At 44.3% G+C, this 22,708-nt stretch carries 23 protein-coding genes; 11 read left to right on the top strand and 12 right to left on the bottom strand.

What is annotated here, in order from left to right; translation table 11 throughout:
- The first annotated feature begins 60 nt into the window (after positions 1–60).
- From fmt to VIR50_RS04560, 8 genes are all read left to right on the top strand, one after another.
- Positions 61–1,059 carry a methionyl-tRNA formyltransferase gene (fmt, locus tag VIR50_RS04595; protein ID WP_331933962.1) on the top strand — a complete coding sequence of 333 codons (999 nt, stop codon included), beginning with the start codon at positions 61–63 and terminating at the stop codon, positions 1,057–1,059.
- A gap of 67 nt (positions 1,060–1,126) precedes the next feature.
- On the top strand, positions 1,127–1,696 hold the full coding sequence (locus VIR50_RS04590) for an L-threonylcarbamoyladenylate synthase (RefSeq protein ID WP_331933961.1): 570 nt from the start codon (positions 1,127–1,129) through the stop codon (positions 1,694–1,696).
- 3 nt (positions 1,697–1,699) lie between these two features.
- Positions 1,700–3,475 (top strand): chloride channel protein, encoded by a 1,776-nt coding sequence (locus VIR50_RS04585; protein WP_331933960.1) that lies wholly within the window; start codon positions 1,700–1,702, stop codon positions 3,473–3,475.
- A 91-nt stretch (positions 3,476–3,566) separates the two neighbouring features.
- Entirely contained in the window at positions 3,567–4,544 is a 978-nt protein-coding gene (locus VIR50_RS04580; protein ID WP_331933959.1) for an ROK family protein, read from the top strand.
- A gap of 113 nt (positions 4,545–4,657) precedes the next feature.
- On the top strand, positions 4,658–5,329 hold the full coding sequence (locus tag VIR50_RS04575) for a LysE family translocator (RefSeq protein WP_331933958.1): 672 nt from the start codon (positions 4,658–4,660) through the stop codon (positions 5,327–5,329).
- Between the two features lie 25 nt (positions 5,330–5,354).
- Positions 5,355–5,936 (top strand): DUF4924 family protein, encoded by a 582-nt coding sequence (locus tag VIR50_RS04570; RefSeq protein ID WP_331933957.1) that lies wholly within the window; start codon positions 5,355–5,357, stop codon positions 5,934–5,936.
- Positions 5,937–5,947: 11 nt separating this feature from the next.
- A complete protein-coding gene (gene rfbD, locus VIR50_RS04565) occupies positions 5,948–6,829 on the top strand; it encodes a dTDP-4-dehydrorhamnose reductase (protein ID WP_331933956.1) in 882 nt (293 codons plus the stop codon).
- Between the two features lies 1 nt (position 6,830).
- Positions 6,831–8,417, top strand: a complete 1,587-nt coding sequence (locus VIR50_RS04560) for a peptide chain release factor 3 (protein ID WP_331933955.1) — start codon at positions 6,831–6,833, stop codon at positions 8,415–8,417.
- A 115-nt stretch (positions 8,418–8,532) separates the two neighbouring features.
- Here VIR50_RS04560 and trpB read toward each other — a convergent pair whose 3' ends face one another.
- The 3 genes from trpB to VIR50_RS04545 all read right to left on the bottom strand — a co-directional run bounded on the left by trpB (position 8,533) and on the right by VIR50_RS04545 (position 11,236).
- Positions 8,533–9,732, bottom strand: coding sequence for a tryptophan synthase subunit beta (gene trpB / locus VIR50_RS04555; protein ID WP_331933954.1), 1,200 nt, complete (start codon positions 9,730–9,732; stop codon positions 8,533–8,535).
- 79 nt (positions 9,733–9,811) lie between these two features.
- The gene (locus tag VIR50_RS04550; protein ID WP_331933953.1) at positions 9,812–10,525 is read right to left on the bottom strand and encodes a phosphoribosylanthranilate isomerase; all 714 of its coding nucleotides are present in this window, start codon (positions 10,523–10,525) and stop codon (positions 9,812–9,814) included.
- A gap of 501 nt (positions 10,526–11,026) precedes the next feature.
- Positions 11,027–11,236 (bottom strand): hypothetical protein, encoded by a 210-nt coding sequence (locus VIR50_RS04545; protein ID WP_331933952.1) that lies wholly within the window; start codon positions 11,234–11,236, stop codon positions 11,027–11,029.
- A 207-nt stretch (positions 11,237–11,443) separates the two neighbouring features.
- Between VIR50_RS04545 and VIR50_RS04540 the strand changes: the two genes are divergently transcribed.
- Positions 11,444–12,037, top strand: coding sequence for a sigma-70 family RNA polymerase sigma factor (locus VIR50_RS04540; protein ID WP_331933951.1), 594 nt, complete (start codon positions 11,444–11,446; stop codon positions 12,035–12,037).
- A 104-nt stretch (positions 12,038–12,141) separates the two neighbouring features.
- Here VIR50_RS04540 and rpe read toward each other — a convergent pair whose 3' ends face one another.
- The 5 genes from rpe to VIR50_RS04515 all read right to left on the bottom strand — a co-directional run bounded on the left by rpe (position 12,142) and on the right by VIR50_RS04515 (position 18,099).
- Positions 12,142–12,798, bottom strand: coding sequence for a ribulose-phosphate 3-epimerase (gene rpe, locus VIR50_RS04535; RefSeq protein ID WP_331933950.1), 657 nt, complete (start codon positions 12,796–12,798; stop codon positions 12,142–12,144).
- 48 nt (positions 12,799–12,846) lie between these two features.
- Positions 12,847–12,996 carry a hypothetical protein gene (locus VIR50_RS04530; protein ID WP_331933949.1) on the bottom strand — a complete coding sequence of 50 codons (150 nt, stop codon included), beginning with the start codon at positions 12,994–12,996 and terminating at the stop codon, positions 12,847–12,849.
- A gap of 350 nt (positions 12,997–13,346) precedes the next feature.
- Complete coding sequence (locus tag VIR50_RS04525; protein ID WP_331933948.1) at positions 13,347–14,807, bottom strand: glycoside hydrolase family 57 protein; 1,461 nt, start codon at positions 14,805–14,807, stop codon at positions 13,347–13,349.
- Between the two features lie 65 nt (positions 14,808–14,872).
- Positions 14,873–16,141: a glycosyltransferase family 4 protein gene (locus VIR50_RS04520; RefSeq protein WP_331933947.1), complete on the bottom strand. Its 1,269-nt coding sequence runs from the start codon at positions 16,139–16,141 to the stop codon at positions 14,873–14,875.
- 14 nt (positions 16,142–16,155) lie between these two features.
- The gene (locus tag VIR50_RS04515; RefSeq protein ID WP_331933946.1) at positions 16,156–18,099 is read right to left on the bottom strand and encodes a glycogen debranching enzyme N-terminal domain-containing protein; all 1,944 of its coding nucleotides are present in this window, start codon (positions 18,097–18,099) and stop codon (positions 16,156–16,158) included.
- 234 nt (positions 18,100–18,333) lie between these two features.
- Between VIR50_RS04515 and VIR50_RS04510 the strand changes: the two genes are divergently transcribed.
- Positions 18,334–19,038, top strand: a complete 705-nt coding sequence (locus tag VIR50_RS04510) for a Crp/Fnr family transcriptional regulator (protein ID WP_331933945.1) — start codon at positions 18,334–18,336, stop codon at positions 19,036–19,038.
- A 9-nt stretch (positions 19,039–19,047) separates the two neighbouring features.
- Here the strand turns inward: VIR50_RS04510 and miaA are convergent, their stop codons facing one another.
- Both miaA and gap read right to left on the bottom strand, forming a co-directional pair.
- Positions 19,048–19,971: a tRNA (adenosine(37)-N6)-dimethylallyltransferase MiaA gene (gene miaA, locus VIR50_RS04505; protein WP_331933944.1), complete on the bottom strand. Its 924-nt coding sequence runs from the start codon at positions 19,969–19,971 to the stop codon at positions 19,048–19,050.
- 72 nt (positions 19,972–20,043) lie between these two features.
- Positions 20,044–21,072: a type I glyceraldehyde-3-phosphate dehydrogenase gene (gene gap, locus VIR50_RS04500; RefSeq protein WP_331933943.1), complete on the bottom strand. Its 1,029-nt coding sequence runs from the start codon at positions 21,070–21,072 to the stop codon at positions 20,044–20,046.
- A 419-nt stretch (positions 21,073–21,491) separates the two neighbouring features.
- On the opposite strand from gap, the gene mscL reads away from it, so the two are divergent.
- Entirely contained in the window at positions 21,492–21,917 is a 426-nt protein-coding gene (gene mscL / locus VIR50_RS04495) for a large-conductance mechanosensitive channel protein MscL (protein WP_331933942.1), read from the top strand.
- A 75-nt stretch (positions 21,918–21,992) separates the two neighbouring features.
- Here mscL and VIR50_RS04490 read toward each other — a convergent pair whose 3' ends face one another.
- Together VIR50_RS04490 and VIR50_RS04485 are read right to left on the bottom strand one after the other, a co-directional pair.
- The gene (locus tag VIR50_RS04490; protein ID WP_331933941.1) at positions 21,993–22,202 is read right to left on the bottom strand and encodes a helix-turn-helix transcriptional regulator; all 210 of its coding nucleotides are present in this window, start codon (positions 22,200–22,202) and stop codon (positions 21,993–21,995) included.
- Positions 22,192–22,656: a hypothetical protein gene (locus VIR50_RS04485; RefSeq protein ID WP_331933940.1), complete on the bottom strand. Its 465-nt coding sequence runs from the start codon at positions 22,654–22,656 to the stop codon at positions 22,192–22,194. Before VIR50_RS04485 ends, VIR50_RS04490 begins: the two co-directional genes overlap by 11 nt.
- Positions 22,657–22,708 lie beyond the last annotated feature (52 nt).

Here is a 22,708-nt window from a genome sequence, read left to right as displayed (position 1 = left end):
TATAGTAAGCGGAAATTCTAAAAAGAATTTCCGTTTTTCTCTTAATTAATTCAAAACTGAATGAGAAAAACGGATCTAAGAATCGTATTTATGGGCACGCCCGAGTTTGCCGTTGGCACACTCGACAAATTAGTAACTGAAGGATATAATGTAGTGGCTGTTGTAACACAACCTGACAAACCGGTAGGCAGACATCAGGACCATGTGCAGCCATCGCAAGTAAAACAGTATGCGCTGGCACATCAACTGCCCGTCCTTCAGCCTGAAAAGATGAAAGATCCGGTATTTATTGAAGAGCTCAAAAGCTATAAAGCAGATCTTCAGGTGGTCGTAGCATTCCGCATGCTTCCTGAAATTGTTTGGTCAATGCCTAAATATGGAACTTTCAATGTACACGCAGCGCTCCTGCCACAATACCGTGGCGCAGCCCCCATTAATTGGGCCATTATCAATGGAGAGCAGAAAACCGGTGTGACAACTTTCTTCTTAGACCACCAAATAGATACAGGTCGGATTATTCTACAAAAAGAATTTGCGATTCCAACTGACGCTAACGTAGAATACGTATATGACGGACTGATGGAGCTCGGCGCAGAAGCCGCGGTGGAAACGATTGACCAAATTATCGAGACTGATGGGCAATTGAATGCTATAGACCAAACCGCAGTCATTCAGGAACGAGCCTTAGACGCTTCACAACTGAAATCTGCACCTAAGATCTTCAAGGAAACTTGCCAATTAAATTGGGACCAGCCCGCTAAAAAAGTGCACGATTTCGTACGAGGATTAAGTCCGATTCCGGGCGCATGGTCTGACTCCTTAAACTTAATTGATGGCACAGAAAATTCTGCGGAAGCATTAAACATCACCAAAATATATGAAACAGCCCTGACCGAAAAACCTTGCTCGGAAAAACCGGGCACTTTAATAATTGAAGGAAAGAGGCTGTTTGCTGCTTGCTCAGACCAATGGTTGGAAATTAATATCATCCAACCTACCGGAAAGAAGCGCTTGAATGCCATCGACTTTATCAATGGAAAGAAAAGTAAGAATAAATAAAGGATTCATCCTTAGATTTTGCTTTCTCATAAAATAGACGTATATTTGCGATTATATTATTTACGAAATGAAACAAGAAGACGATATAAAGAATGCCGTTGAGTGCATGAAAAACGGTGGAGTTATCCTTTACCCTACCGATACCGTTTGGGGTATTGGCTGTGACGCAACTAATCCTGATGCAGTTGCCAAGGTTTATAAAATCAAGCAACGCGACGATTCAAAAGCGCTAATCTGCTTGGTTGACAGCGACGCACGCCTCCAGCGATATGTAAGGAATGTGCCTAACGTCGCATGGGATCTGCTTGACGCTGCCGTCAAACCCACTACCGTCATCTTGGATAACGCCGTAAATTTGGCCCCCAACCTTATCGCGGAAGATGGAAGCATAGCGCTTCGCATAACCAAGGAACCATTTTCAAACGAGTTATGCCGCCGCTTCCAGAAAGCGATTGTCAGTACCAGCGCCAACATCAGTGGGCAACCGGCGGCTTCCAATTACGGTGACATCAGTGAGGAAATACTGCAAGCGGTTGACTATATCTGCTGGAGTCGACGTCAGGAGCACAAGCCTCACACCCCCAGCAGTATCATCAAACTAACAGAGAACGGAGAAGTAACCATTATTAGGAAATAAACATTGACTAAAGAAAAGATCATTCAATGGAGAGAGGACCACTTGTCGGACCGGCAGGCCATCCTCATCCTTGCTTTTGTCATAGGGTTCTTTGCCTCAGTGGCAGGCTATATTCTTCATATTATTATTAAAGAAATCCAGTATATCCTTACTTCCGGATTTGATTCCACTACCTTTAACTGGCTTTATTTACTATTCCCGGTATTGGGCATTTGGCTAACTTCACTTTTTGTTCGCCACATTGTAAAAGATAATATCTCCCATGGTATCACACGGGTACTATATGCCATATCAGCCAAGCAAGCCAAACTCAAAGGACATAACTGCTGGTCGAGCGTCATAGCGTCAGGAATAACCATCGGCTGTGGTGGCTCTGTAGGAGCCGAAGCGCCAATCGTCTTAACGGGTAGCGCCATCGGTTCTAATTTAGGAAAGCTGTTTGGCATGGATAACCGACAACTTATTTGGCTTGTAGGATGCGGAGCCGCCGCAGCCATTGCAGGCATATTCAAGGCCCCTATTGCCGGATTGGTCTTCACATTAGAGGTTTTGATGGTAGACCTTACGATGGCCTCGCTGCTTCCTATCCTTATTTCATGCGTCACGGCCACGGGTTTTACTTATATCTTTGCAGGAAATAATAGTTTATTTACTTTCCATTTAGATAATAGTTGGGTGCTGGAGCGTACACCGGCTTGTATCTTATTAGGTGTATTTTGTGGTTTTGTAAGTTTGTATTTCATGCGTTCCATGACCGTTTGCGAGAACCTTTTTGCTCGCATGAACAATCATCCATACGGTAAACTCATCGTCGGCGGATTAGTACTTAGCACACTTATATTCCTTTTCCCTTCACTCTATGGCGAAGGATACAGCGCAGTGAACATCCTTCTTAATGGAAACACCATCAATGATTGGGGGAAAGTAATGAACAACTCTCTCTTTGCCGGCAATCAGAATTTGCTTGTTCTCTACATCGGATTGGTTCTGTTGACCAAAGTTTTCGCGACATCGGCCACCAATGGTGCCGGAGGATGCGGCGGAACATTTGCGCCGAGCCTCTTTATCGGCGGCTTTGCGGGATTCTTCTTTGCCCGTATATGGAACATGAATCAGATAGGATTGTATATACCGGAGAAGAACTTTACCCTGATGGGCATGGCCGGAGTGATGGCCGGAGTGATGCACGCGCCATTAACAGGTATGTTCCTTATCGCTGAACTTACGGGAGGATACCAACTGTTTATGCCGCTTATGATAGTCTGCATCTGCGCATATCTGACCATCAATATTTTTGAACCACACAGCATATATGGTATGCGTTTGGCCCGAGCTGGAAAATTAATCACCCATCATACCGACAGTGCCATCCTTACACTGATGAGCCTTGAGAGTATTATCGACAGACAATACGAGTCATTAGACCCCGATTTACCATTAGGAAAACTCATTAATGTCATCAGCAAAAGCCACACAAGTTTTCTCCCGGTTCAAGATCACGCAGGCACATTGTTAGGAGAAATCGACATCACAAAGATACGACACATCATGTTCAGGTCGGAATTATACAACCGATTCACCGTGAGTCAGATCATGACCCCGGTAAAAGCAACCCTTGGAATCAATGATAAGATGATAGATGTCATGAGAAAATTTGAAAGCACCAACAGCAATTTTCTCCCCGTTGTAGACGTCAATCAACAGCTCCAAGGTTATGTTTCACGCACCAGAATGTACAGTATGTACCGCAAAATGGTGGCAGACTTCAGTGCCGAATAGCAAATATAATATAATTTGTTTTGCAATTCCATGCTTTTAATTTATCTTTGCGTGAAGAAAATCTTTAAAAATAACTATAAAACATAAAAGCATGAATTCAGAAGACACTATGAAACCGTATGTAATCGGTTTGGACCTTGGTGGTACCAACTCCGTGTTTGGCATTGTAGACAGCAGAGGCGAAATCAAAGCTACTACCGCTATCAAGACACAAGGATATGATAATGTAGATGATTATGTCACAGCTGCCGTTGACGCACTGCAGATTATTATCGACCAAGTTGGTGGTATCGAAAAAATAAAGGCCATGGGTATTGGTGCCCCCAATGGCAACTTCTATAAAGGCACCATCGAATTCGCGCCCAACTTGAGCTGGGGTCACAACGGAATTGTACCTTTGGCAGATTTGTTCAGCAAAAAACTTGGCATACCAGTAGCACTTACCAATGATGCCAATGCCGCTGCCATCGGCGAAATGATTTACGGTGTAGCCCGCGGTATGAAGAACTTCATCGTTATTACTCTTGGCACCGGCGTTGGTTCAGGTATCGTTGTCAATGGCCAACTACTTTATGGCTGCGACGGCTTTGCCGGCGAACTTGGTCACGTTATCATGAGAAGAGAAAACGGTAGAAGCTGTGGTTGTGGACGCTCCGGCTGCTTAGAGGCTTATTGCTCCGCTACAGGTGTTGCCCGTACAGCCCGTGAGAAATTGAACACCACTCAAGAACCTTCCCTCCTGCGTGACCTTAAACCCGAAGAAATTACAAGTTTAGATGTCAGCATAGCTGCTGGCAAAGGCGACAAGTTGGCCAAAGATATTTATGAGTTTACCGGCGAAATGCTTGGTGAAGCATGCGCGGACTTCGCTGCTTTCTCCTCTCCCGAAGCCTTTATTTTCTTCGGTGGCCTCACAAAAGCCGGCGATTTACTGATGGAACCCATCAAACGCAGCTACAATGAGCATGTCCTCAAGATTTTCAAAGGCAAGCCCAAATTCCTCATCAGCGGCTTAGAGGGTAGCTCCGCAGCCGTATTGGGTGCCAGCGCAGTAGGCTGGGACATTTAATTTAAGATTTATCTAAATCCCTAAAAATGAAGATGGTACTTTACGGAGTGCCATCTTCTTTTTTAGGGATTTATTTTGATATTCCAACTAAACTCCGTAATTTTGCACGAGTTATGCCATTTCAACTTCATATAGACATTATTGATTTGATCCTGAAGGGAATACTAATCGGTATCATCGCTTCAGCACCGATGGGACCAGTTGGCGTACTCTGTGTTCAACGCACACTCAATAAAGGGCGTTGGTATGGTTTTGTTACAGGGGTCGGCGCCGCTTTCAGCGATTTTATTTACGCCCTCCTGACCGGACTTGGAATGAGTTTCATGCTCGAATTTATCTCAAATCCAAGTTACAAATTCCTTATTCAGCTTTCCAGTAGTATCATTCTTTTACTCTTCGGAGTCTATTGCTTCAGAAGCAATCCCACTAAGAAAATGCACCGTAGCGGAAATACCAAGGGCACATTGTTCCACAATGGGCTGACCGCTTTCTTGGTGACATTCTCCAATCCCATGATCATGTTCCTATTCATTTTCCTCTATGGCTTGTTTGCTTTTGTCATTCCGGCCCATCCTTTGGAAATGCTTATAGGCTTTCTCAGCATTGTGACGGGCGCGCTTCTGTGGTGGTTTGGCCTGACATGGCTCGTTGACAAGATTCGAGGCAAATTCGATGATAACGGAATTTTAATTATCAATAAAGTAATTGGTAGCCTTGTTATCATCTTCTCGTTAGTTGTTTTATTTGGAACAGCTTTCAACCTTTACCATTTACCGGAATTCTAAATTCTCTAAATAGCATTTTATTATCATGTATATAGCGCAAGAACTCAGAAAGAAATCTATTGCGGAATACTTGCTTTATATGTGGCAAATAGAAGATCTCATTAGAGCTTACGACTGCTACATGCCGGCTATCAGGAAGCAATATATCGATCGCTTCGACTATACGCCTGAACAAAAGGATGAAATGATTGACTGGTACGGCAATTTAGTCCGAATGATGAATGAAGAGGGCAAAAGAGAATACGGGCACCTCAATATCAATGAGATTCTGATGAAAGATCTTCTTGACTTACACGCCCGGCTTCTCCGTTCCTCAAAATTCCCATTCTACAGCGCCGCTTATTATAAAGTTCTACCCTTTGTAGTAGAATTAAGAGGGAAAAACAGAAGGAGCAGAACCGAAGAAGAGAACGCGCAAGCCGAAAACGAGTCGGAAGTTGAGACATGCTTCGACGCTCTCTACGGGGTCATGCTGCTGAAATTACAAAAGAAAGAAATCACTCCCGACACATCGCACGCCATCAAAGAAATAACGACTTTCATCGGGCTTTTGAGCGATTATTATATCAAAGACCGTGATGAAGGCCTCGATTTCGGCGACGAATAGCCACCACGCCTATGAATATATTAGTAACCGGAGCCAATGGGCAACTTGGTAATGAAATACAAATAGCCGCAGCCAAGAGTAAAGATACCTACCTATTCACAGACGTTATCGGCGATTATCAGAAGCTGGATATTACGAAACTCGACGACATACGCCAATGCGTAAAAGCCCATCAGATAGAATGTATCATCAATTGCGCGGCTTGGACCAATGTTGACGCCGCGGAAACGGCGGGTGAGATTGTAGAAACGCTCAATGCCACCGCCCCGGAGAACTTGGCCATCGCCATGAAAGAAGTCGAAGGCTTGCTCATTCATATCAGCACAGACTACGTTTTTGGCGGCGACGCTTATAACGAACCATGCACCGAAAGCCAAACAGGCACGCCCACGGGAGCCTATGGACGCACGAAGCTGTTAGGCGAACAAAAGATTCAAGCCACCGGAGTAGAGCACATCATCATCCGTACCGCATGGCTGTACTCCGAATTTGGCAAGAATTTTGTCAAGACAATGCTCCATCTTATCAGCAGCAAGCCTCAACTGAAGGTTGTCTTTGACCAAGTAGGAACTCCCACCTACGCAGGCGATTTGGCCGCAGCCATACTCCATATTATCGAAACACGGAAGTTCAAAGGCAACTCCGGTATCTACCATTTCTCCAATGAAGGCGCATGCTCATGGTTCGATTTTGCCAAAATAATAGCGTCGTTAGCCAATCTTACTTCATGCGATATTCAGCCATGCCACAGCAGTGAGTTCCCAAGTCCGGTAAAACGACCGGCCTACTCCGTATTAGACAAGACAAAAATAAAGCAAACATTCAATATCACTATCCCCTATTGGGTAGATTCCCTTAGAGTTTGTATGGGCAAACTTTTAATCGAAAAATAAAATGAACGAAATACAAAGAAGACGTACTTTCGCGATTATCTCGCACCCCGACGCCGGTAAGACCACGCTGACAGAGAAATTTCTACTCTTCGGAGGTCAAATTCAAGTGGCCGGAGCCGTAAAGAATAACAAGATTCGCAAGACCGCCACATCCGACTGGATGGACATTGAAAAGCAACGCGGCATATCTGTTTCAACCTCCGTTATGGAGTTTGACTACCTTCCGGACGCAGAAACGGGACAGCCCTATAAGGTCAACATTCTCGACACTCCCGGCCACCAAGACTTCGCCGAGGACACTTACAGAACGTTGACTGCCGTTGATTCGGCCATTATCGTGGTCGACAGCGCCAAAGGTGTTGAGGCACAAACACGCAAACTGATGGAAGTTTGCCGCATGCGCAATACCCCCGTTATCATCTTCATCAACAAAATGGACCGTGAAGGCCGCGATCCTTTCGACGTGTTGGACGAACTTGAGGAAGAACTACAGATAAAGATACGCCCCCTAAGCTGGCCCATCGGCCAAGGACAACGCTTCAAGGGCGTTTACAACATCTACGAACAACAGCTCAACCTCTTCACTCCCAACAAGCAACGTGTGACCGAAAAGGTTGCCGTAGATATTCAAAGCACGGAATTAGACGCCCAAGTAGGCGAACGGGAAGCCCAACAATTACGTGACGACTTGGAACTTGTAGACGGTGTTTATCCCACATTCGACGTCGAAACCTACCGCAACGCGGAGGTAGCCCCCGTGTTTTTCGGGTCGGCCCTCAATAATTTCGGTGTGCAAGAACTGCTCGACTGTTTCGTGGAGATAGCTCCCAGCCCCAAACCTACCAAGGCCGAAGAGCGCATGGTGCAACCCGAGGAGCCGAAATTCACCGGCTTTATCTTTAAGATAACGGCCAACATCGACCCTAACCACCGCAGTTGTATCGCTTTCTGCAAGATATGTTCTGGTAAATTCGTGCGCAATCAGCCCTACCTCCACATGCGATTGGGCAAGACGGTGCGCTTTTCGTCGCCCACACAGTTCATGGCCCAGCGCAAAAGCACTATCGACGAAGCCTATCCGGGCGATATAGTCGGACTGCCGGACAATGGCATTTTCAAGATTGGCGATACCCTGACCGAAGGCGAACAGCTCCATTTCCGCGGACTGCCCTCGTTCTCTCCCGAAATGTTTAAGTACATAGAGAATGACGACCCCATGAAAAGCAAGCAATTCCAAAAGGGAATTGAGCAGCTCATGAATGAGGGTGTGGCCCAGCTCTTCGTCAACCAGTTCAATGGCCGTCGCATTGTAGGAACGGTAGGCCAGCTCCAGTTTGAGGTCATTCAGTACCGACTTGAAAATGAGTACAACGCCAAATGCCGCTGGGAACCCGTCCACCTTCACAAGGCATGCTGGATAGAAGCGGAGAACGCCGAGGCTTTGGAAAACTTCAAGAAGCGCAAATACCAATACATGGCCAAGGACATTGAGGGCCGCGACGTATTCCTTGCCGACTCGGGCTACGTTCTCAGCATGGCACAACAAGACTTCAAGGACATAAAATTCCACTTTACCAGCGAATTTTAACGACCGAAGCAGACACGCAAACATATTACAATACAAAGTTCCCCCTTTATCTTCAACTTTAAAAGCCCAGAAGATAAAGGGGGAACTTACGTTTAACGGGGCCAAAACAACCTGACTAAAAGCCAAATCCTTCCGCCATGGCCTTGTTATTCAGATAGGTTTCAACATCCTTATCGCCTCGTCCGCTTACCGTAAGAACCACGACATCATCCTGCTTAAACTTCATTTTCCGCAAGGCGGCTACGGCATGAGCGCTCTCTATGGCCGGAATGATACCCTCCATGCGGGTCAGTTCGTAACCGGCACCGATGGCCTCGTCGTCATTGATGGCAAAAACATGGGTGCGACCGCTCCGCGCCAACTGGGCCTGCAATGGGCCTATTCCCGGATAATCCAACCCCGCGCTGATACTATAAGCCTCTTTCACCTGCCCGTCATCGGTCTGTATCACCAACGTGCGTGAGCCATGAAGAATGCCCTCGGTGCCACAATTGATGGTGGCTGCCGTGAAATCGGTATCCACACCACGGCCTCCGGCCTCAGCCAAACATATTTTTACCCGGCTGTCATCTATGTAATGATACATCGTACCCGCGGCATTGCTTCCGCCTCCAATGCAGGCTACGAGATAGTCGGGATAATCTCTTCCCTCCTTCTCTTGCAACTGCCATTTTATTTCTTTTGAAATAACACTCTGCATACGGGTCACAAGATCGGGATAAGGATGGGGACCTACCGTTGAGCCTACGATGTAAAAGGTATCTTGAGGACGCTCACACCAGTTGCGAATAGCCTCCGTGCAAGCATCGCTCAAGGTCATGTTACCACTCCGTACGGCCGTCACCGTGGCACCGAGCATACGCATACGCTCCACATTCAGGTGCTGGCGCTCCACGTCGGTGGCACCCATGAATATCTCACACTCCATCCCCATCAGCGCGCAAACGGTGGCTGTGGCCACACCATGCTGGCCCGCTCCGGTCTCGGCGATGATTCGTTTCTTGCCCATTTGGCGGGCCATGAGTATCTGCCCTATCGTATTATTGATTTTATGAGCCCCCGTGTGGTTCAGATCCTCGCGCTTCAGATAGAGCCGGCACCCATATTTCTCGCTCATCCTGCGTGCATAGTAAAGCGGCGAAGGCCTGCCCACATAATCTTTCAACAACTGATGATACTCCTTCTGAAAGGCCTCACTCTCTATAATTGGCAGATAAGACCGCTGCAATTCGGTAATACACTGCCGTAAACTCTCCGGAACATAGGCGCCACCAAAGTCGCCATAAAATCCTTCTTTATTAGGTTGATTGCTCATTTTCTTTATATTTTTACGTGTTATACAATTGATTCGTTATGCTATAGGAAAGCGATTAAGCTAATTATTTTCCATCCAATTATGGCGCGTCATGGCTGTTGGCTCTCCCCACATCCAGCTTTTGAATAAAATCTCGCAACAAATTGACGTCTTTCACCCCGGCTGACAATTCAAACGCTGAATCCAAATCAATGCCTGCCAACATAGGATGATGGAAAGCGTTGAGCCTATCCGCGTCTTTCGGACCTATATCGCCACCCAGCAAAAAAGGTGTTTTCCCATCATAATGGCGAAGCAACAAGTCATAAAAATCGGCACCGGCGTTGCCTTCAATCGGTGTTTTCACATCAAAAAGAAACAAGTCTGCCACGCCCTCATAGTCCTTGCAACACTCCAAATCGGCGGCGACAGAAGCGGGGATAGTCTTGATTATCTTCACATTAGCCTGAACATCAGGATTCAAGGTGGCCTTGAGGTTTTGAATCATCGTGGCGCTTTCATTGCCATTAAGCTGCACATAGTCGAGTTCAAAATAAAAAACGCGAGTAACAATGTCCTGCACCGTTTCATCCGCAAAGACGCCTACCCGCCTCAAGGCTCGTGCACTGACGTCATCGGTCCTTAAATCATCGGCCGGCTCGTCGGGCATAATACCCGCTCCACTTGGTACCATCGACACATAACGTTCGCTCGAAGGACTGAAATTAAATCCTATCATATCAATTCCCAAATCGGATACGGCACGAATATTGTCAGCGTCGCGCATCCCACAAACTTTTATTATCATCGTCATTTTTCTATTAATTGGTGTAAGGCCAAGGGCCGGTTATCTGTCTGCATAACGTGTTTTCAGGAGCGTTCCCCTACCAACTACGCCACCAAGACTCCGCCTCACGAACCACCATTTCGGTAAAAACATCTTTCGTACCCATAATTTTGAAATATTGAATCGATTTTAAAACTTGATGAAGAGGTATAAAACGAACCGAGGCCTATCGTAAGTACGATAGGCCTCGGCTATTTTTCTCAATGAAACTATATACACACGGCTTCGCTACTCACGACTTTTCAATCTTGAGATGTGCCACCACCATGCTATAGTTACATTCATTTTCATCGAATTATTTGTTTGATTGCTGCAAATATACGCATTTTATATAAATCCACAAACTTTTCTTCACTTTTTCTTACATTTTTTAAATCAGCCTATCTATCTACTATCACAACTCACCTGCATCATTCCCTTAAAAACAGCAGCCATCATCGGCTATTTCTACATACAGACATCGGCCTCTTATGCCTCATAACAAACTACGCCACTTTGCCACAAGGAGCTAAAGGCCATGCGCCATTCCCAAGAAAACAAATAGGAAAAACAGCCGTCATCCGACAGCAACCCACCGGCAAAAGTCCTACTTAGGCATGGGCTACCCACAGCCACAACCTCGTAAAAGCCGCCGATGAAAATATCGGACAATATTTGGGCATAAAGAAAATTATCCATATCTTTGCTATATAAATATGCGGTTCACGGGACAGCACGACAGCCATCGATTTCTGATTATGGCCTTTTGACCCGATGAAAGGGCCGCTTTCGCAAAGCCAAAAGATACCTTTCGCAAGGCGAAAGCACTGCTTTGGGAATGGGCTTAGGAATCATTTTAAAACGCTTGTTACGACATCTGCACGCAAAGAAACGACACTTTGAAAAATGAAGAATCTTGAGGAAATGACCGATGAAGAGTTGGCGTTGCGCTATATCGACGGCAACAATAAGGCTTTTGATTTGTTGTTGGAACGCAATCAATCAAAACTCTTCGCATACATCATGTTCGTCGTGCGCGATCATGACATGGCTGACGACATCTTTCAAGAGACCTTTGTCAAAGTAATCACGAAGCTGCAACAAGGAAAATACGTGGATAATGGCAAGTTCGCGGCGTGGATGATGCGAATAGCACACAACATCATCATGGATAACTTCAGGCAGACCAAATCAGAAAAGGTAATTGAAACCGACAATCAGGAGCTGGCCAAACTGAAAAATGATGAAGCGCTGACCGATTGCATCGAGCGTGAATTCGTGAATACTCAGGTGATGAACGACGTTAAAAACATAATGGAGCAACTGCCGGCCAGCCAACGCGAGGTGGTCTACATGCGCTACTATCAACAGCTTTCGTTCAAGGAAATAGCCGAAATGACCAATGTCAGCATTAACACTTCGCTGGGACGTATGCGCTATGCCCTGCTCAACATGCGACGCATGATAAGGGACAATCGCATTCATCTGCAAATGGAGTAAACGTCAACGACCGAATCTATATCTCAAGAAATAACGAAGCCGACAGAAATTCCTTTATGGAAATCTGTCGGCTTCATTGTTTTTATGAAATGGTTGGGCTCGATTTAACGTGTCAACTGCTTCAATTCGGAAATAGTAGACAAAGGATTGGCGCTTTTAAAGATATAGCTGCCGCTGACCAACACATCGGCACCGGCTTCCACAAGGCAAGGCGCCGTATCGGCCTGAACGCCACCATCGACCTCAATAAGTGCGTGGCTACCCGTACGGGCTATCAGTTCGCGAAGTTGGTGTACCTTTTTCACCGTGTTCTCAATGAACTTCTGACCGCCAAATCCCGGATTGACACTCATTAGCAACACCATATCCACATCGGTGATAATATCCTCGAGCAACGCCACGGGAGTGGCGGGATTGAGCGTCACGCCGGCCTTCATACCGGCATTATGGATTTCTTGCACGGTACGATGCAGATGGGTGCAAGCCTCATAGTGCACATTCATCATCATGGCGCCGGTCTTGGCCACTTGGCTGACATAGTGTTCAGGATGGACTATCATCAAATGTACATCCAAAGGCTTTTGACAATATTTGCTGACAGCCTCGATTACGGGGAAGCCAAAAGAGATATTGGGAACGAAAACCCCATCCATTATATCCAAATGGAGCCAATCGGCCTCACTCTTGTTAATCATTTCTATATCTGATTTCAAGTCGATAAAGTTTGCTGAAAGCAAAGATGGGGAAATTAGTGTAGTCATTTCAAAGATATTTATAAGTACGAAAAATGAGTTAAAACAAATTGATAATTAATTCAGACAGAGGCTGGGATGTCCACCCCTCGCATCCGCAGGCCGATAGCTATGGGCTATTTGCCGAATCAGTTGCAGCGTCGTCAGGGACGGAGCTTCTGCTTCGGGGCGCAAAATTAGTAATTCTTCAGGTGTAAGAAACTTCATAAGCACATTTTTTTATTAAGATACTGACATTTTAAACATGACGGATTGACATTTCAACATAAGTGACAGACCGGGGCAAAACCATGGAACGGTCCGCACAAAGCGGCTCCACGGCCCCATGCCCGGTGAGCGTCCTTTGATTGATAACGCCCTTTTGAGCTTCTTATTATACAAATGCTATAAACTAATTATCAAGTATATAAAAAAAGAGGTTGGCGCAGGAAGCTACCAACCTCGAGGGATGATTTCGTTAAAATAAAAATAAATACGAAATCTTAAACATGTGGCAAATATAAGTTATATTATTGATAAAAGCAAGAAAATACTTGAATTTAACACTTCATACAACTTTATGCCTTCTTTTCTTCCGATTTAGCAGTTTTTGGTTCAGCAGCCTTCTTGGGCTTAGCCTTGGCAGATGGAGCTTTAACAGCCTTGGCCGGAGCCTTTTTCGCCGGCTTGCTCTCTGCCTTCTTGCCGCCTTCATATTTCTCACGCAGCTTCAGTTCGGCCAATTCCAACTTAGCGATTTTAGCCTGCAAACGGGTGATTTCCTTGTCTTTCACCTCTATCTCGTCACCTTGGTTATTGATGGTCGTAAGCATGGCTTCCAACTGATCGTTATCAAGTTCCTCGGGATAAAGACGGTTTACACGGTTAATGAAATCGCCCAAAATATTCATGTAATTGGTAAAAGCGTCGAACGGACTAATGTATATGCCTCGGTCAAGTCCCACATTGCTGGGCTTTGTTGTCATGAATCTGAAGTTGTTGCTGGCCTGCAGGTAGTCCCAATCCTGATTAATACGTGGATCATTGGCAATACGTACACGATCGGCCACGCTGTAGAGCTTGTTAAAGGCCTCACGCTGCATAGGATTACCCAGCCAACTGCTGATGTCTCTTTCCTCATCTACCCAGCTAAGCGTGTCAGGAACGTTGAGTTCGCCGACACTCTTCATCTTCATGCATATTTCTGTAGGCGTTGAGAAAGTGATACCCCGCTGCTTCGCACAAATAGGAAGTGCCTTAATGAACTCTAAAATATTGCTTGACAAGGGTTGGGCTATGCCCAATGAAGACAGTTCCATAAAGACATTGATGACTTGCTCTTCCTCCGGCAAGCGGGCTATCTCGTCCATATAGGTATCAGCAAACAAGGGATAGCCGTCCCACTCGCTGTTATTGAAACGCAACGATATGTCATCGCTCAACTTGACATCACGCAACAAGAGTTTCAGTTTTGGATTCAGTGAGCAATGATAGAGATAATGGGGCGACTTCCAGCCCAGCACGTGACGTGCACCTTCGGTCAACATACCCTTAAATCCCATGTGAGCAACCTGCTGACCAATGTCATCACTGTAGATGAGTGATGAATTACGAAGCACTTTAGGCTCCTGTCCGAAGTATTCTTTAATCTTTTGGCATTGTTTCTTCACGTCGCTGGCAAAGCAGTCTTCATTGACCAATGAGGACAGACCATGCGAATAAGGCTCGGCAAGGAACTCCACGCATCCGGTCTCGTTCAGCTCCTGAAGTTTCTCCAAAACTTGAGGGGCATAAATCTCAAGTTGCTCTATGCCCACGCCACTCAAGGAAAAGGCCACTTTAAAGAACTTACCATGCTCTTGAATCATTGACTGCAATGCGTTCAAAGCCGGCATGTAACTGCGCTCCGCAATGTCGCCTATCGAGCGTTCATTCTCATAATTATCGTAGTAATAATGGTCCGTTCCTATATCAAAAAAACGATAGCGCTTCAGATGAATGCTCTGATGTATCTCGAAATATAAACAAATTGTTTTCATTGTTATTATATTATTAGTTATCAGTAATTGATAGATAATTTAATTCATGATTAAAAACAGTGAGACTATTTCCAACCTAATGTTCGCTCGTAAAGCTCACGTATCCATAAACCTACTTTCTCCCAAGTGATTTGGTCAACCTCTTTTTTGCCTTCTTCCTGCAAATAGTTGAACAAACTTTCGTTATGGCAAATACTGTAAATCGCATCAGCCATCGCCTGAATGTCCCAATAATCTACTTTGATACAGTTGGTCAGGATTTCAGCACAACCACTTTGTTTTGAGATAATGGTAGGAGTTCCACACTGCATAGCCTCCAACGGAGAAATACCAAAAGGCTCACTCACCGATGGCATGACATAAACATCAGAGTCTTTCAGGCATTCATAGACCTGCTTACCACGCATAAAGCCGGGGAAATGGAATCGATCGGCAATACCACGTTCGGCCGCAAGGTAAATCATTTGGTCCATCATATCGCCCGAACCGGCCATACAGAATCTGACATTGCAAGAGCGATGGAGCACCATATTGGCCGCTTCGACAAAATACTCGGGACCTTTTTGCATCGTAAGACGTCCAAGGAAAGTTACAACTTTTTCTTTCCCGTGATGGTCTTGGCGTGGTATGTCCTGCAATTCCTTTACCAATGGATAAACGGCATTATGAACAGTAAACACCTTACGCGGGTCTTGATGGTATTGATGAATCACGGTTTGTCGTGTCAACTCTGACACACACATAATGCAATCCGCATTATCCATACCATCTTTTTCTATAGAATAAACCGTTGGATTCACATGACCTCGGCTACGGTCGAAATCAGTTGCGTGCACATGAATGCACAATGGCTTACCGCTAACTTGCTTGGCATGAATTCCGGCAGGATAAGTTAACCAGTCATGGGCATGGATAATATCAAAATCAACGGTGCGGGCTACAACGCCGGAAATGACCGAATAATTATTAATCTCATCATGCAGATTTGACGGATAGCCACCGGCAAACTCTATACATCCCATATCGTTCACGTTCATATAATTGAAATCGGCATAGATATGGTCACGTAGCTGATAATAAAAGTCAGGATCCATTACATGGCTTATCCTGTTTTTGACCGTGTCATAATCAACGTCTCGCCAAGCCACAGGCACACAATTCATGGCTATGATATTTGCGGCACTCCGATCCTCATCGCCCCAAGGCTTGGGCAAACAAAGGGTTATATCTACATCACCTTGCGCATTCAGGCCTTCCGTAATACCAAAATTAGCAGTTGCCAAGCCACCAAAAACATGAGGAGGATACTCCCATCCAAACATTAATACTTTCATATTCGTTCCTCCTTCTAATAATTAAATTTCTCCATTAACTCCAATGTCCGAAGTATCTCGGCCACATTCATCGCAAACGAAATGGCTCCTCGTCCATGGAAGGGAGGATTACCATCAAACAATTCCGGAATGGTTCCCAGACAACGGTTCATCATTTCATCCTCGTAACCAACCAATTGCCTATGAATAAAACTCAACCGAGATCCCTTATAGAGCTTCAGACAGGCTTCCATATAGAAACCTCCCAGCCACGGCCATGCCGTGCCTTGATGATAAGCATAGTCACGTTGATTCTGTGGACCGGTATAAAGCGGATTATATCCTCCACTCTTTGGCGAGAGCGAACGAAGTCCCTTAGGAGTAAGAAGTTCACGGGTACAAATATCAAGAACACTCTTCTTTTGCTCTTGACTTAAAGGAGAATAATCCAAAGCGACGGCAAAAATCATATTGGGCCGCACACTCCAATCCATCATATTGCCATCTACATAATCAAACAGATAGCCATACTCATTCATGAAGGTATCTACAAAAGACTGCTTGCACTGCTCTGCCAATTCATTCAAATGCTCTGCTACTTCTGAATTATTATCAAGTGTTGCCAACGAAGCCGAAAATTTCAGGGCATTAAACCAAAGCGCATTAAATTCAACAATGTATCCGGTACGCGGAACAACAGGCTTTCCATTCGCAGTAGAATTCATCCAAGTGACAGGTTTGTCTTTTCCATAAGTACGGAGAAGGCCATTCTCGGCCAACTCTAAGTTAGGATGCTTGCCCGACTCGATAAACATCAACATGTCTTTCAAGAGCATTCCATACTTTTTCAGACACACATCCATCCCTGCCTCTTTGGCATATTGCTGCACACACCAGAACGCCCATAAAAAGACATCGGGCTGATCTATTTCATACATCTTACCCGTCAGAGGCTTATTTTCCATAAACTCACGCAACGCACGTTCGGCAGTTTGCATGACCAATTCAAAATAATCGCGCTCCTGAATAGACAATGTCAATCCCGGAAGAGCGATAAAAGTGTCGCGTGCCCTACACTTAAACCATGGATAACCGGCCAAAATGTATCTGTCATCGTTCTTCATACGAAGATGGAACTGATGAGCTGCGTTCACAAGACAATGGAAGAAATTATCACGGGGACTGCGTTCCTCGACCTCATCTTCAAATAATTTCTTCAATTTAGAAATCTTTATGTCTGAAGTTGAAGCAGAGAAAACAATGCTCTCGCCTTTCCTTATTGGCATTTCAAAGTAGCCGGGAACATATAGGTCCTCATTCGAGGCATAACCACGTTCCTGCTCCTTGGGATACTCCACGCCCCTATACCAGTCGGGAGCAAACACAAACTCATTTTTCTTGCTGAACTGCATGTAAAGATCGGGGTAGCCCGCATACATACATGTCTTGATTCCGTTGTCCACTTGCTGGTAATCCCGGCTAGCCACACAGTTCTCATGTGTAAACTGACGCACACTTCTAAAGGCCAAGAAAGGCCTGAAACGAAGGGTTGTGGCTGAATGTGCATCAACAAGTGTGTACCGAATAAGAATGCGGTCTTCGTAATGTTGGAAAACAACTTCTCGTTTCAAAACGACTCCACCCACGCGATAAAGCGTTGTTGGCACCTTATCGCAATCAAATTCTCTGATGTACTTATGCCCCTTGGGACTGTAGTTGTTGCCTTGGTATTTGTGCAGTCCTAAGTTAAACTCTGCTCCATGCTGTACTACAGTAACATCCATTGAAGAAAGCAACACATGATTCTCATCGTCCAACTCGGGAACCGGGACGACCAATAGTCCATGATATTTTCTTGTATTGCAATCAACGATAGAAGAACATGAATAAGCTCCGGAACGGTTTGTACGCAATAACTCCCTTGGAAGAGACTCTTCAAGGTTAGTCATCAGTGCTTTTTCAAATCGTAAATAACTCATAGTTCTCTTATATTAAGGCTTTAAATGTTTTTTAAAGGTAATTTCTTAACTTTTTGAAGAATATATCTTCTATCTCCAAAAGTAACATTTTATTTGTTCACCACAAAATTTAAAAGACGATAAATGAACATTAACTTCAGAAAACATGTTATAAAATACATTTTTTATCAAGACATATCATTATATCAAACTAAAATCGTAATTTTGCACATGGTAGTACATTTATAACACGATATGATTTCTAAACCGGACCTACGAAAAGAAGAGGTGATTCAAGCCATAAGTAACCTCTGGTCTCCTTTGACACTATCACAGCGTCAATCGTTGCTTGACAATGTCACATTGCGGCAATTCAAGAAAAACGAAATCATATACAATGATTTTGACAAGCCTGAATACATGATATGTCTCATCCATGGCAAAGTCAAAATTCATAAGGATGGAATAGGTGGAAGAAACCAAATCCTACGTGTTATCAAACCTATTGAGTTCTTTGGTTTCAGGGCTTATTTCGCCGAAGAGCACTACAAGGCAATCGCTACCGCACTTGAGCCTTCGCTCATCGCTTCTTTCCCAATGGATATAATCTTGCAACTTATGCAAGAAAACTTCAATATCAGCTTATTTTTCATGCACCACTTAGCCCGCCAATTGGGCTATAGTGACGACCGCACCATCAGTCTTACACAAAAACATATCAGGGGACGATTGGCTGAAGCGCTGTTGTTTTTAAAAGATAATTATGGATTAGAGGAAGATGGCTATACCTTGAGCATTTATATGAGCCGAGAAGATTTGGCCAATCTCTCCAATATGACGACCAGCAACGCCATCCGTACACTCTCCGCATTGGCCGCAGAAAAGATTATCGCCATAGATGGAAGAAAGATAAAGCTGATAAATATAGAAGAATTAGAGTTGATTTCCAAATTAGGTTAAGCGGCATGTTCAGCCTAATAACGCTACTATCTTTTGCAACTTTTCTTCCATTGGTAGTTGCGCATCTATCCAATGAATCGTGAAACCTCTGCGTTCCATGCCTCTAAACCAAGTCATCTGCCGTTTCGCAAACTGATGAATGGCAATTTCCAAACCACAAAACATTTCATCATAAGACAACTTCCCTACCACGTACTCCGTTATATATTTATACTCCAAGCCGTAATAGATTAAATCGTCAGCGGGAATACCACGATTCAACAAGCCTTTTATCTCATCTATCATGCCATCGTCCAAACGCTGACGAAGGCGCCTACTGATCTTCTCACGACGTAAATTTCGTTCTATATCAACACCTATGATTAAAGAATCTACTGCCGGCAACTCCCGCTCAGACACGGGATGTTCTAAATTATAAGTTTCTATTTCAATAGCACGAATGGCACGTTGCGCCGTGTCAACATCCGTCTGATTGTGCATCGTACTGCCACTTTTAGCCTTTAAATCTATCAACAGCTTCGTCAATTCTTCTAAAGTCTTATCAGCCAAAGCCGTACGCAACTCCTCGTTTTGCGGCACCGGGGACAATTTATAACCTTTGAGAACCGACTCTATATAAAGTCCCGTTCCCCCGCATAGGATGGGCTGAACTCCTCTTTTCTGTATTTCGATATAAGCATCGTAGAAATCCTGCTGATACAAGAATAAATTATATTTAGTTCCCGGCTCACATATATCTATTAAATGGTAAGGTATGGCCACTCCATTCACCTCGTAATCGGCTAAGTCCTTACCCGTCCCGATTGTCATGCCACGATAAACCTGCCGCGAGTCTGCCGAAATTATTTCCGCGTTCAGGCGATAAGCCAACTGCGCGGCCAACTGTGTCTTTCCACTTGCGGTAGGTCCTAAGATTGTCAGAAGCTTCTTCATGTAACAAAGATAATAAAAAATCCCTGACGACAAATGCCGTCAGGGAATATTTTGAGTAAGTAAACTCGTGTATTACTTCAACTCTGCGAGGTACTTGATAGTACGAACCATCTGAGAAGTATAAGAGTTCTCATTGTCATACCAAGAAACTACTTGTACCTGATAGGTATCCTCGTCGATCTTGCTAACCATTGTCTGAGTAGCGTCGAAGAGTGAACCGAAGCGCATACCGATAATATCAGAAGAAACGATCTGATCCTCTGTATAACCGAAGCTCTCAGTTGTAGCAGCCTTCATAGCGGCATTGATACCCTCTACAGTTACATCCTTACCCTTAACAACAGCGATAAGAATAGTAGTAGAACCTGTAGGAGTAGGGATACGCTGTGCAGAACCGATCAACTTACCGTTCAACTCAGGAATAACGAGACCTATAGCCTTAGCAGCACCGGTAGAGTTAGGAACGATGTTGCAAGCACCGGCACGTGAACGACGGAGGTCGCCCTTACGCTGAGGACCGTCAAGAATCATCTGGTCACCAGTATAAGCGTGGATAGTTGACATGATACCTGACTGGATAGGAGCATAGCCGTTCAAGGCAGCAGCCATAGGAGCCAAGCAGTTTGTTGTGCAAGAAGCTGCAGAGATAACTGTATCGGCCGGAGTCAGAGTTTCATGGTTAGTATTGAATACGATGGTAGGAAGATCGTTGCCTGCGGGAGCAGAGATAACAACCTTCTTAGCGCCTGCTGCGATGTGAGCAGAAGCCTTTTCCTTAGAAGTATAGAAACCTGTGCACTCAAGAACTACGTCTACATTGAGCTCACCCCAAGGAAGTTCAGCTGCGTTAGGCTTAGCGTAGATGGTAATTTCCTTACCGTCAACGATAATAGAGTTGTCTGTTGCCTCTACAGTGTGCTTACCTTCACCAAACTTGCCGGCGAAACCACCCTGAGCAGTATCATACTTCAAAAGGTGAGCAAGCATCTTAGGACTTGTCAAGTCGTTGATAGCAACAACCTCATAACCTTCAGCCTCGAACATCTGACGGAATGCGAGACGACCAATACGGCCAAAGCCGTTAATAGCTACATTTGTCATTTTAATTTATTTATTTATATAAAAATGTATAAAACGTTATCTTTACATAACGGAAAGAGTTCCGTTTTCATGCGCAAAGATACAAAATATATTTCTAAATCATAAATGCCACATGTATTAAATATATTAAAAAACGAGGCTCCTTACCATATATTCAAACTTATAGGCAAAATAGTTTTTCCATTGCCAACTCTATATTGCAATTCGGAACTTTATTGGTAATTTGACAAATCAATAAAATTCATACAAACCTTTCATTACCATTGAAAGACAGACCATAGGAAAGCATTTTACATAAAAATACGTCCAATAATAGAATAATTAGGCAGATTTACATAAAACTTCAATCTTTTTTGCGAATATTACATTGATATTCGTTAACTTTGCGACCACAAGAACTCACTTTTAACAATATTTTTATGGGAAAATTCATCAATGAATTCAAAGAATTCGCAGTAAAAGGAAATGCTGTCGACATGGCAGTCGGTGTAATCATTGGCGGCGCTTTCGGCAAGATTGTTAGCTCCATAGTTGACGATATTATCATGCCTCCTATCGGTTGGCTCATCGGCGGTGTTAAGTTTACCGACTTGAAACTTACTCTCCCCACCGTAGATATTCCCGGAGTAGAGAAGATGGAAGCCGCAACCATTAACTACGGAAACTTCCTCCAGACTGCTTTCGATTTCATTATCATTGCTTTCTGCGTATTCCTGCTGGTAAAGGGAATCAATAAGATGGCGAAGAAGAAGGTAGAAGAGCCTGCAGCTCCTGCTCCCGAACCGGAACCTACAAAGGAAGAAAAACTGCTGACAGAAATCAGAGATTTACTGAAAAACAAATAAACACAGCTTTTAAAACATCAACCAACAAACAAGCCCGAACCTGGTGATTCAGATTCGGGCTTTTTACTATTCCTGCTATTTGATCCAGTCACTATCTTCGAGTTGAAACACATCATCAAACGAACGACCGAAGATTCGACATATTTTGAGGGACAAAACGGTTGAAGGCACGTATTTCCCCGACTCAATAGCATTGATTGTCTGACGGCTCACTCCCACCCTTTCAGCCAGTTCCGTCTGCGTCATTCTCACAACAGCACGTTCCACTCTCACGTTATTTTTCATTGAAGCTTCTTAATTTATGCAATTCGAAATAAAACTTGGCGATAAAAAGCAGGAAGATCAGTGCCAGATAAAATATCATGAAATAAAAGAAAGCCAAGTCAAACAAGAAAAAATTTGCAATAATAAGCAAGACGACATCAATCTTGATGGCCCAGACAAGCGAATAAAGTCGCAGACTTAATATATATTCATCCTCGTCTTTCTCACGTGCAAAACAGATAAGCGACAGAGAAATCAAGATTCCAAGAAAGGCAATCTCATTCAGGATTCCGTGCGTCGCCAGACCAAAATAGGGTTCTGCAAAAGGCACTATCGCATAACCCAACCATTTTATCTTGACCAACTCATCATCGAGAACACCCGTGCAAACGAGAAAACTCAACACTGCAAAAGGAACAAACAGCCACCAGCCAATCTGTTTACATCTGTTTGGGAACAAATAATTTGCTTTCATAATAAGAAAATGTTAGAGAATTAATTAAATTAGGTCATAAGACACCATGCAA

This window comes from Prevotella sp. (genome assembly GCF_036570325.1).
Taxonomy (GTDB): domain Bacteria; phylum Bacteroidota; class Bacteroidia; order Bacteroidales; family Bacteroidaceae; genus Prevotella.
The sequence above is the reverse complement of the archived record's forward strand: the minus strand, read 5'-3'. Positions and strand labels throughout refer to the sequence as shown.

Coding starts and splice junctions, on each gene's coding strand:
- fmt (WP_331933962.1), top strand. CDS start 61: ATGAGAAAAACGGATCTAAGAATCGTATTTATGGGCACGCCCGAGTTT.
- VIR50_RS04590 (WP_331933961.1), top strand. CDS start 1,127: ATGAAACAAGAAGACGATATAAAGAATGCCGTTGAGTGCATGAAAAAC.
- VIR50_RS04580 (WP_331933959.1), top strand. CDS start 3,567: ATGAATTCAGAAGACACTATGAAACCGTATGTAATCGGTTTGGACCTT.
- VIR50_RS04575 (WP_331933958.1), top strand. CDS start 4,658: ATGCCATTTCAACTTCATATAGACATTATTGATTTGATCCTGAAGGGA.
- VIR50_RS04570 (WP_331933957.1), top strand. CDS start 5,355: ATGTATATAGCGCAAGAACTCAGAAAGAAATCTATTGCGGAATACTTG.
- rfbD (WP_331933956.1), top strand. CDS start 5,948: ATGAATATATTAGTAACCGGAGCCAATGGGCAACTTGGTAATGAAATA.
- VIR50_RS04560 (WP_331933955.1), top strand. CDS start 6,831: ATGAACGAAATACAAAGAAGACGTACTTTCGCGATTATCTCGCACCCC.
- trpB (WP_331933954.1), bottom strand. CDS start 9,732: ATGAGCAATCAACCTAATAAAGAAGGATTTTATGGCGACTTTGGTGGC.
- VIR50_RS04550 (WP_331933953.1), bottom strand. CDS start 10,525: ATGACGATGATAATAAAAGTTTGTGGGATGCGCGACGCTGACAATATT.
- VIR50_RS04545 (WP_331933952.1), bottom strand. CDS start 11,236: ATGGATAATTTTCTTTATGCCCAAATATTGTCCGATATTTTCATCGGC.
- VIR50_RS04540 (WP_331933951.1), top strand. CDS start 11,444: ATGAAGAATCTTGAGGAAATGACCGATGAAGAGTTGGCGTTGCGCTAT.
- rpe (WP_331933950.1), bottom strand. CDS start 12,798: ATGACTACACTAATTTCCCCATCTTTGCTTTCAGCAAACTTTATCGAC.
- VIR50_RS04530 (WP_331933949.1), bottom strand. CDS start 12,996: ATGAAGTTTCTTACACCTGAAGAATTACTAATTTTGCGCCCCGAAGCA.
- VIR50_RS04525 (WP_331933948.1), bottom strand. CDS start 14,807: ATGAAAACAATTTGTTTATATTTCGAGATACATCAGAGCATTCATCTG.
- VIR50_RS04520 (WP_331933947.1), bottom strand. CDS start 16,141: ATGAAAGTATTAATGTTTGGATGGGAGTATCCTCCTCATGTTTTTGGT.
- VIR50_RS04515 (WP_331933946.1), bottom strand. CDS start 18,099: ATGAGTTATTTACGATTTGAAAAAGCACTGATGACTAACCTTGAAGAG.
- VIR50_RS04510 (WP_331933945.1), top strand. CDS start 18,334: ATGATTTCTAAACCGGACCTACGAAAAGAAGAGGTGATTCAAGCCATA.
- miaA (WP_331933944.1), bottom strand. CDS start 19,971: ATGAAGAAGCTTCTGACAATCTTAGGACCTACCGCAAGTGGAAAGACA.
- gap (WP_331933943.1), bottom strand. CDS start 21,072: ATGACAAATGTAGCTATTAACGGCTTTGGCCGTATTGGTCGTCTCGCA.
- mscL (WP_331933942.1), top strand. CDS start 21,492: ATGGGAAAATTCATCAATGAATTCAAAGAATTCGCAGTAAAAGGAAAT.
- VIR50_RS04490 (WP_331933941.1), bottom strand. CDS start 22,202: ATGAAAAATAACGTGAGAGTGGAACGTGCTGTTGTGAGAATGACGCAG.
- VIR50_RS04485 (WP_331933940.1), bottom strand. CDS start 22,656: ATGAAAGCAAATTATTTGTTCCCAAACAGATGTAAACAGATTGGCTGG.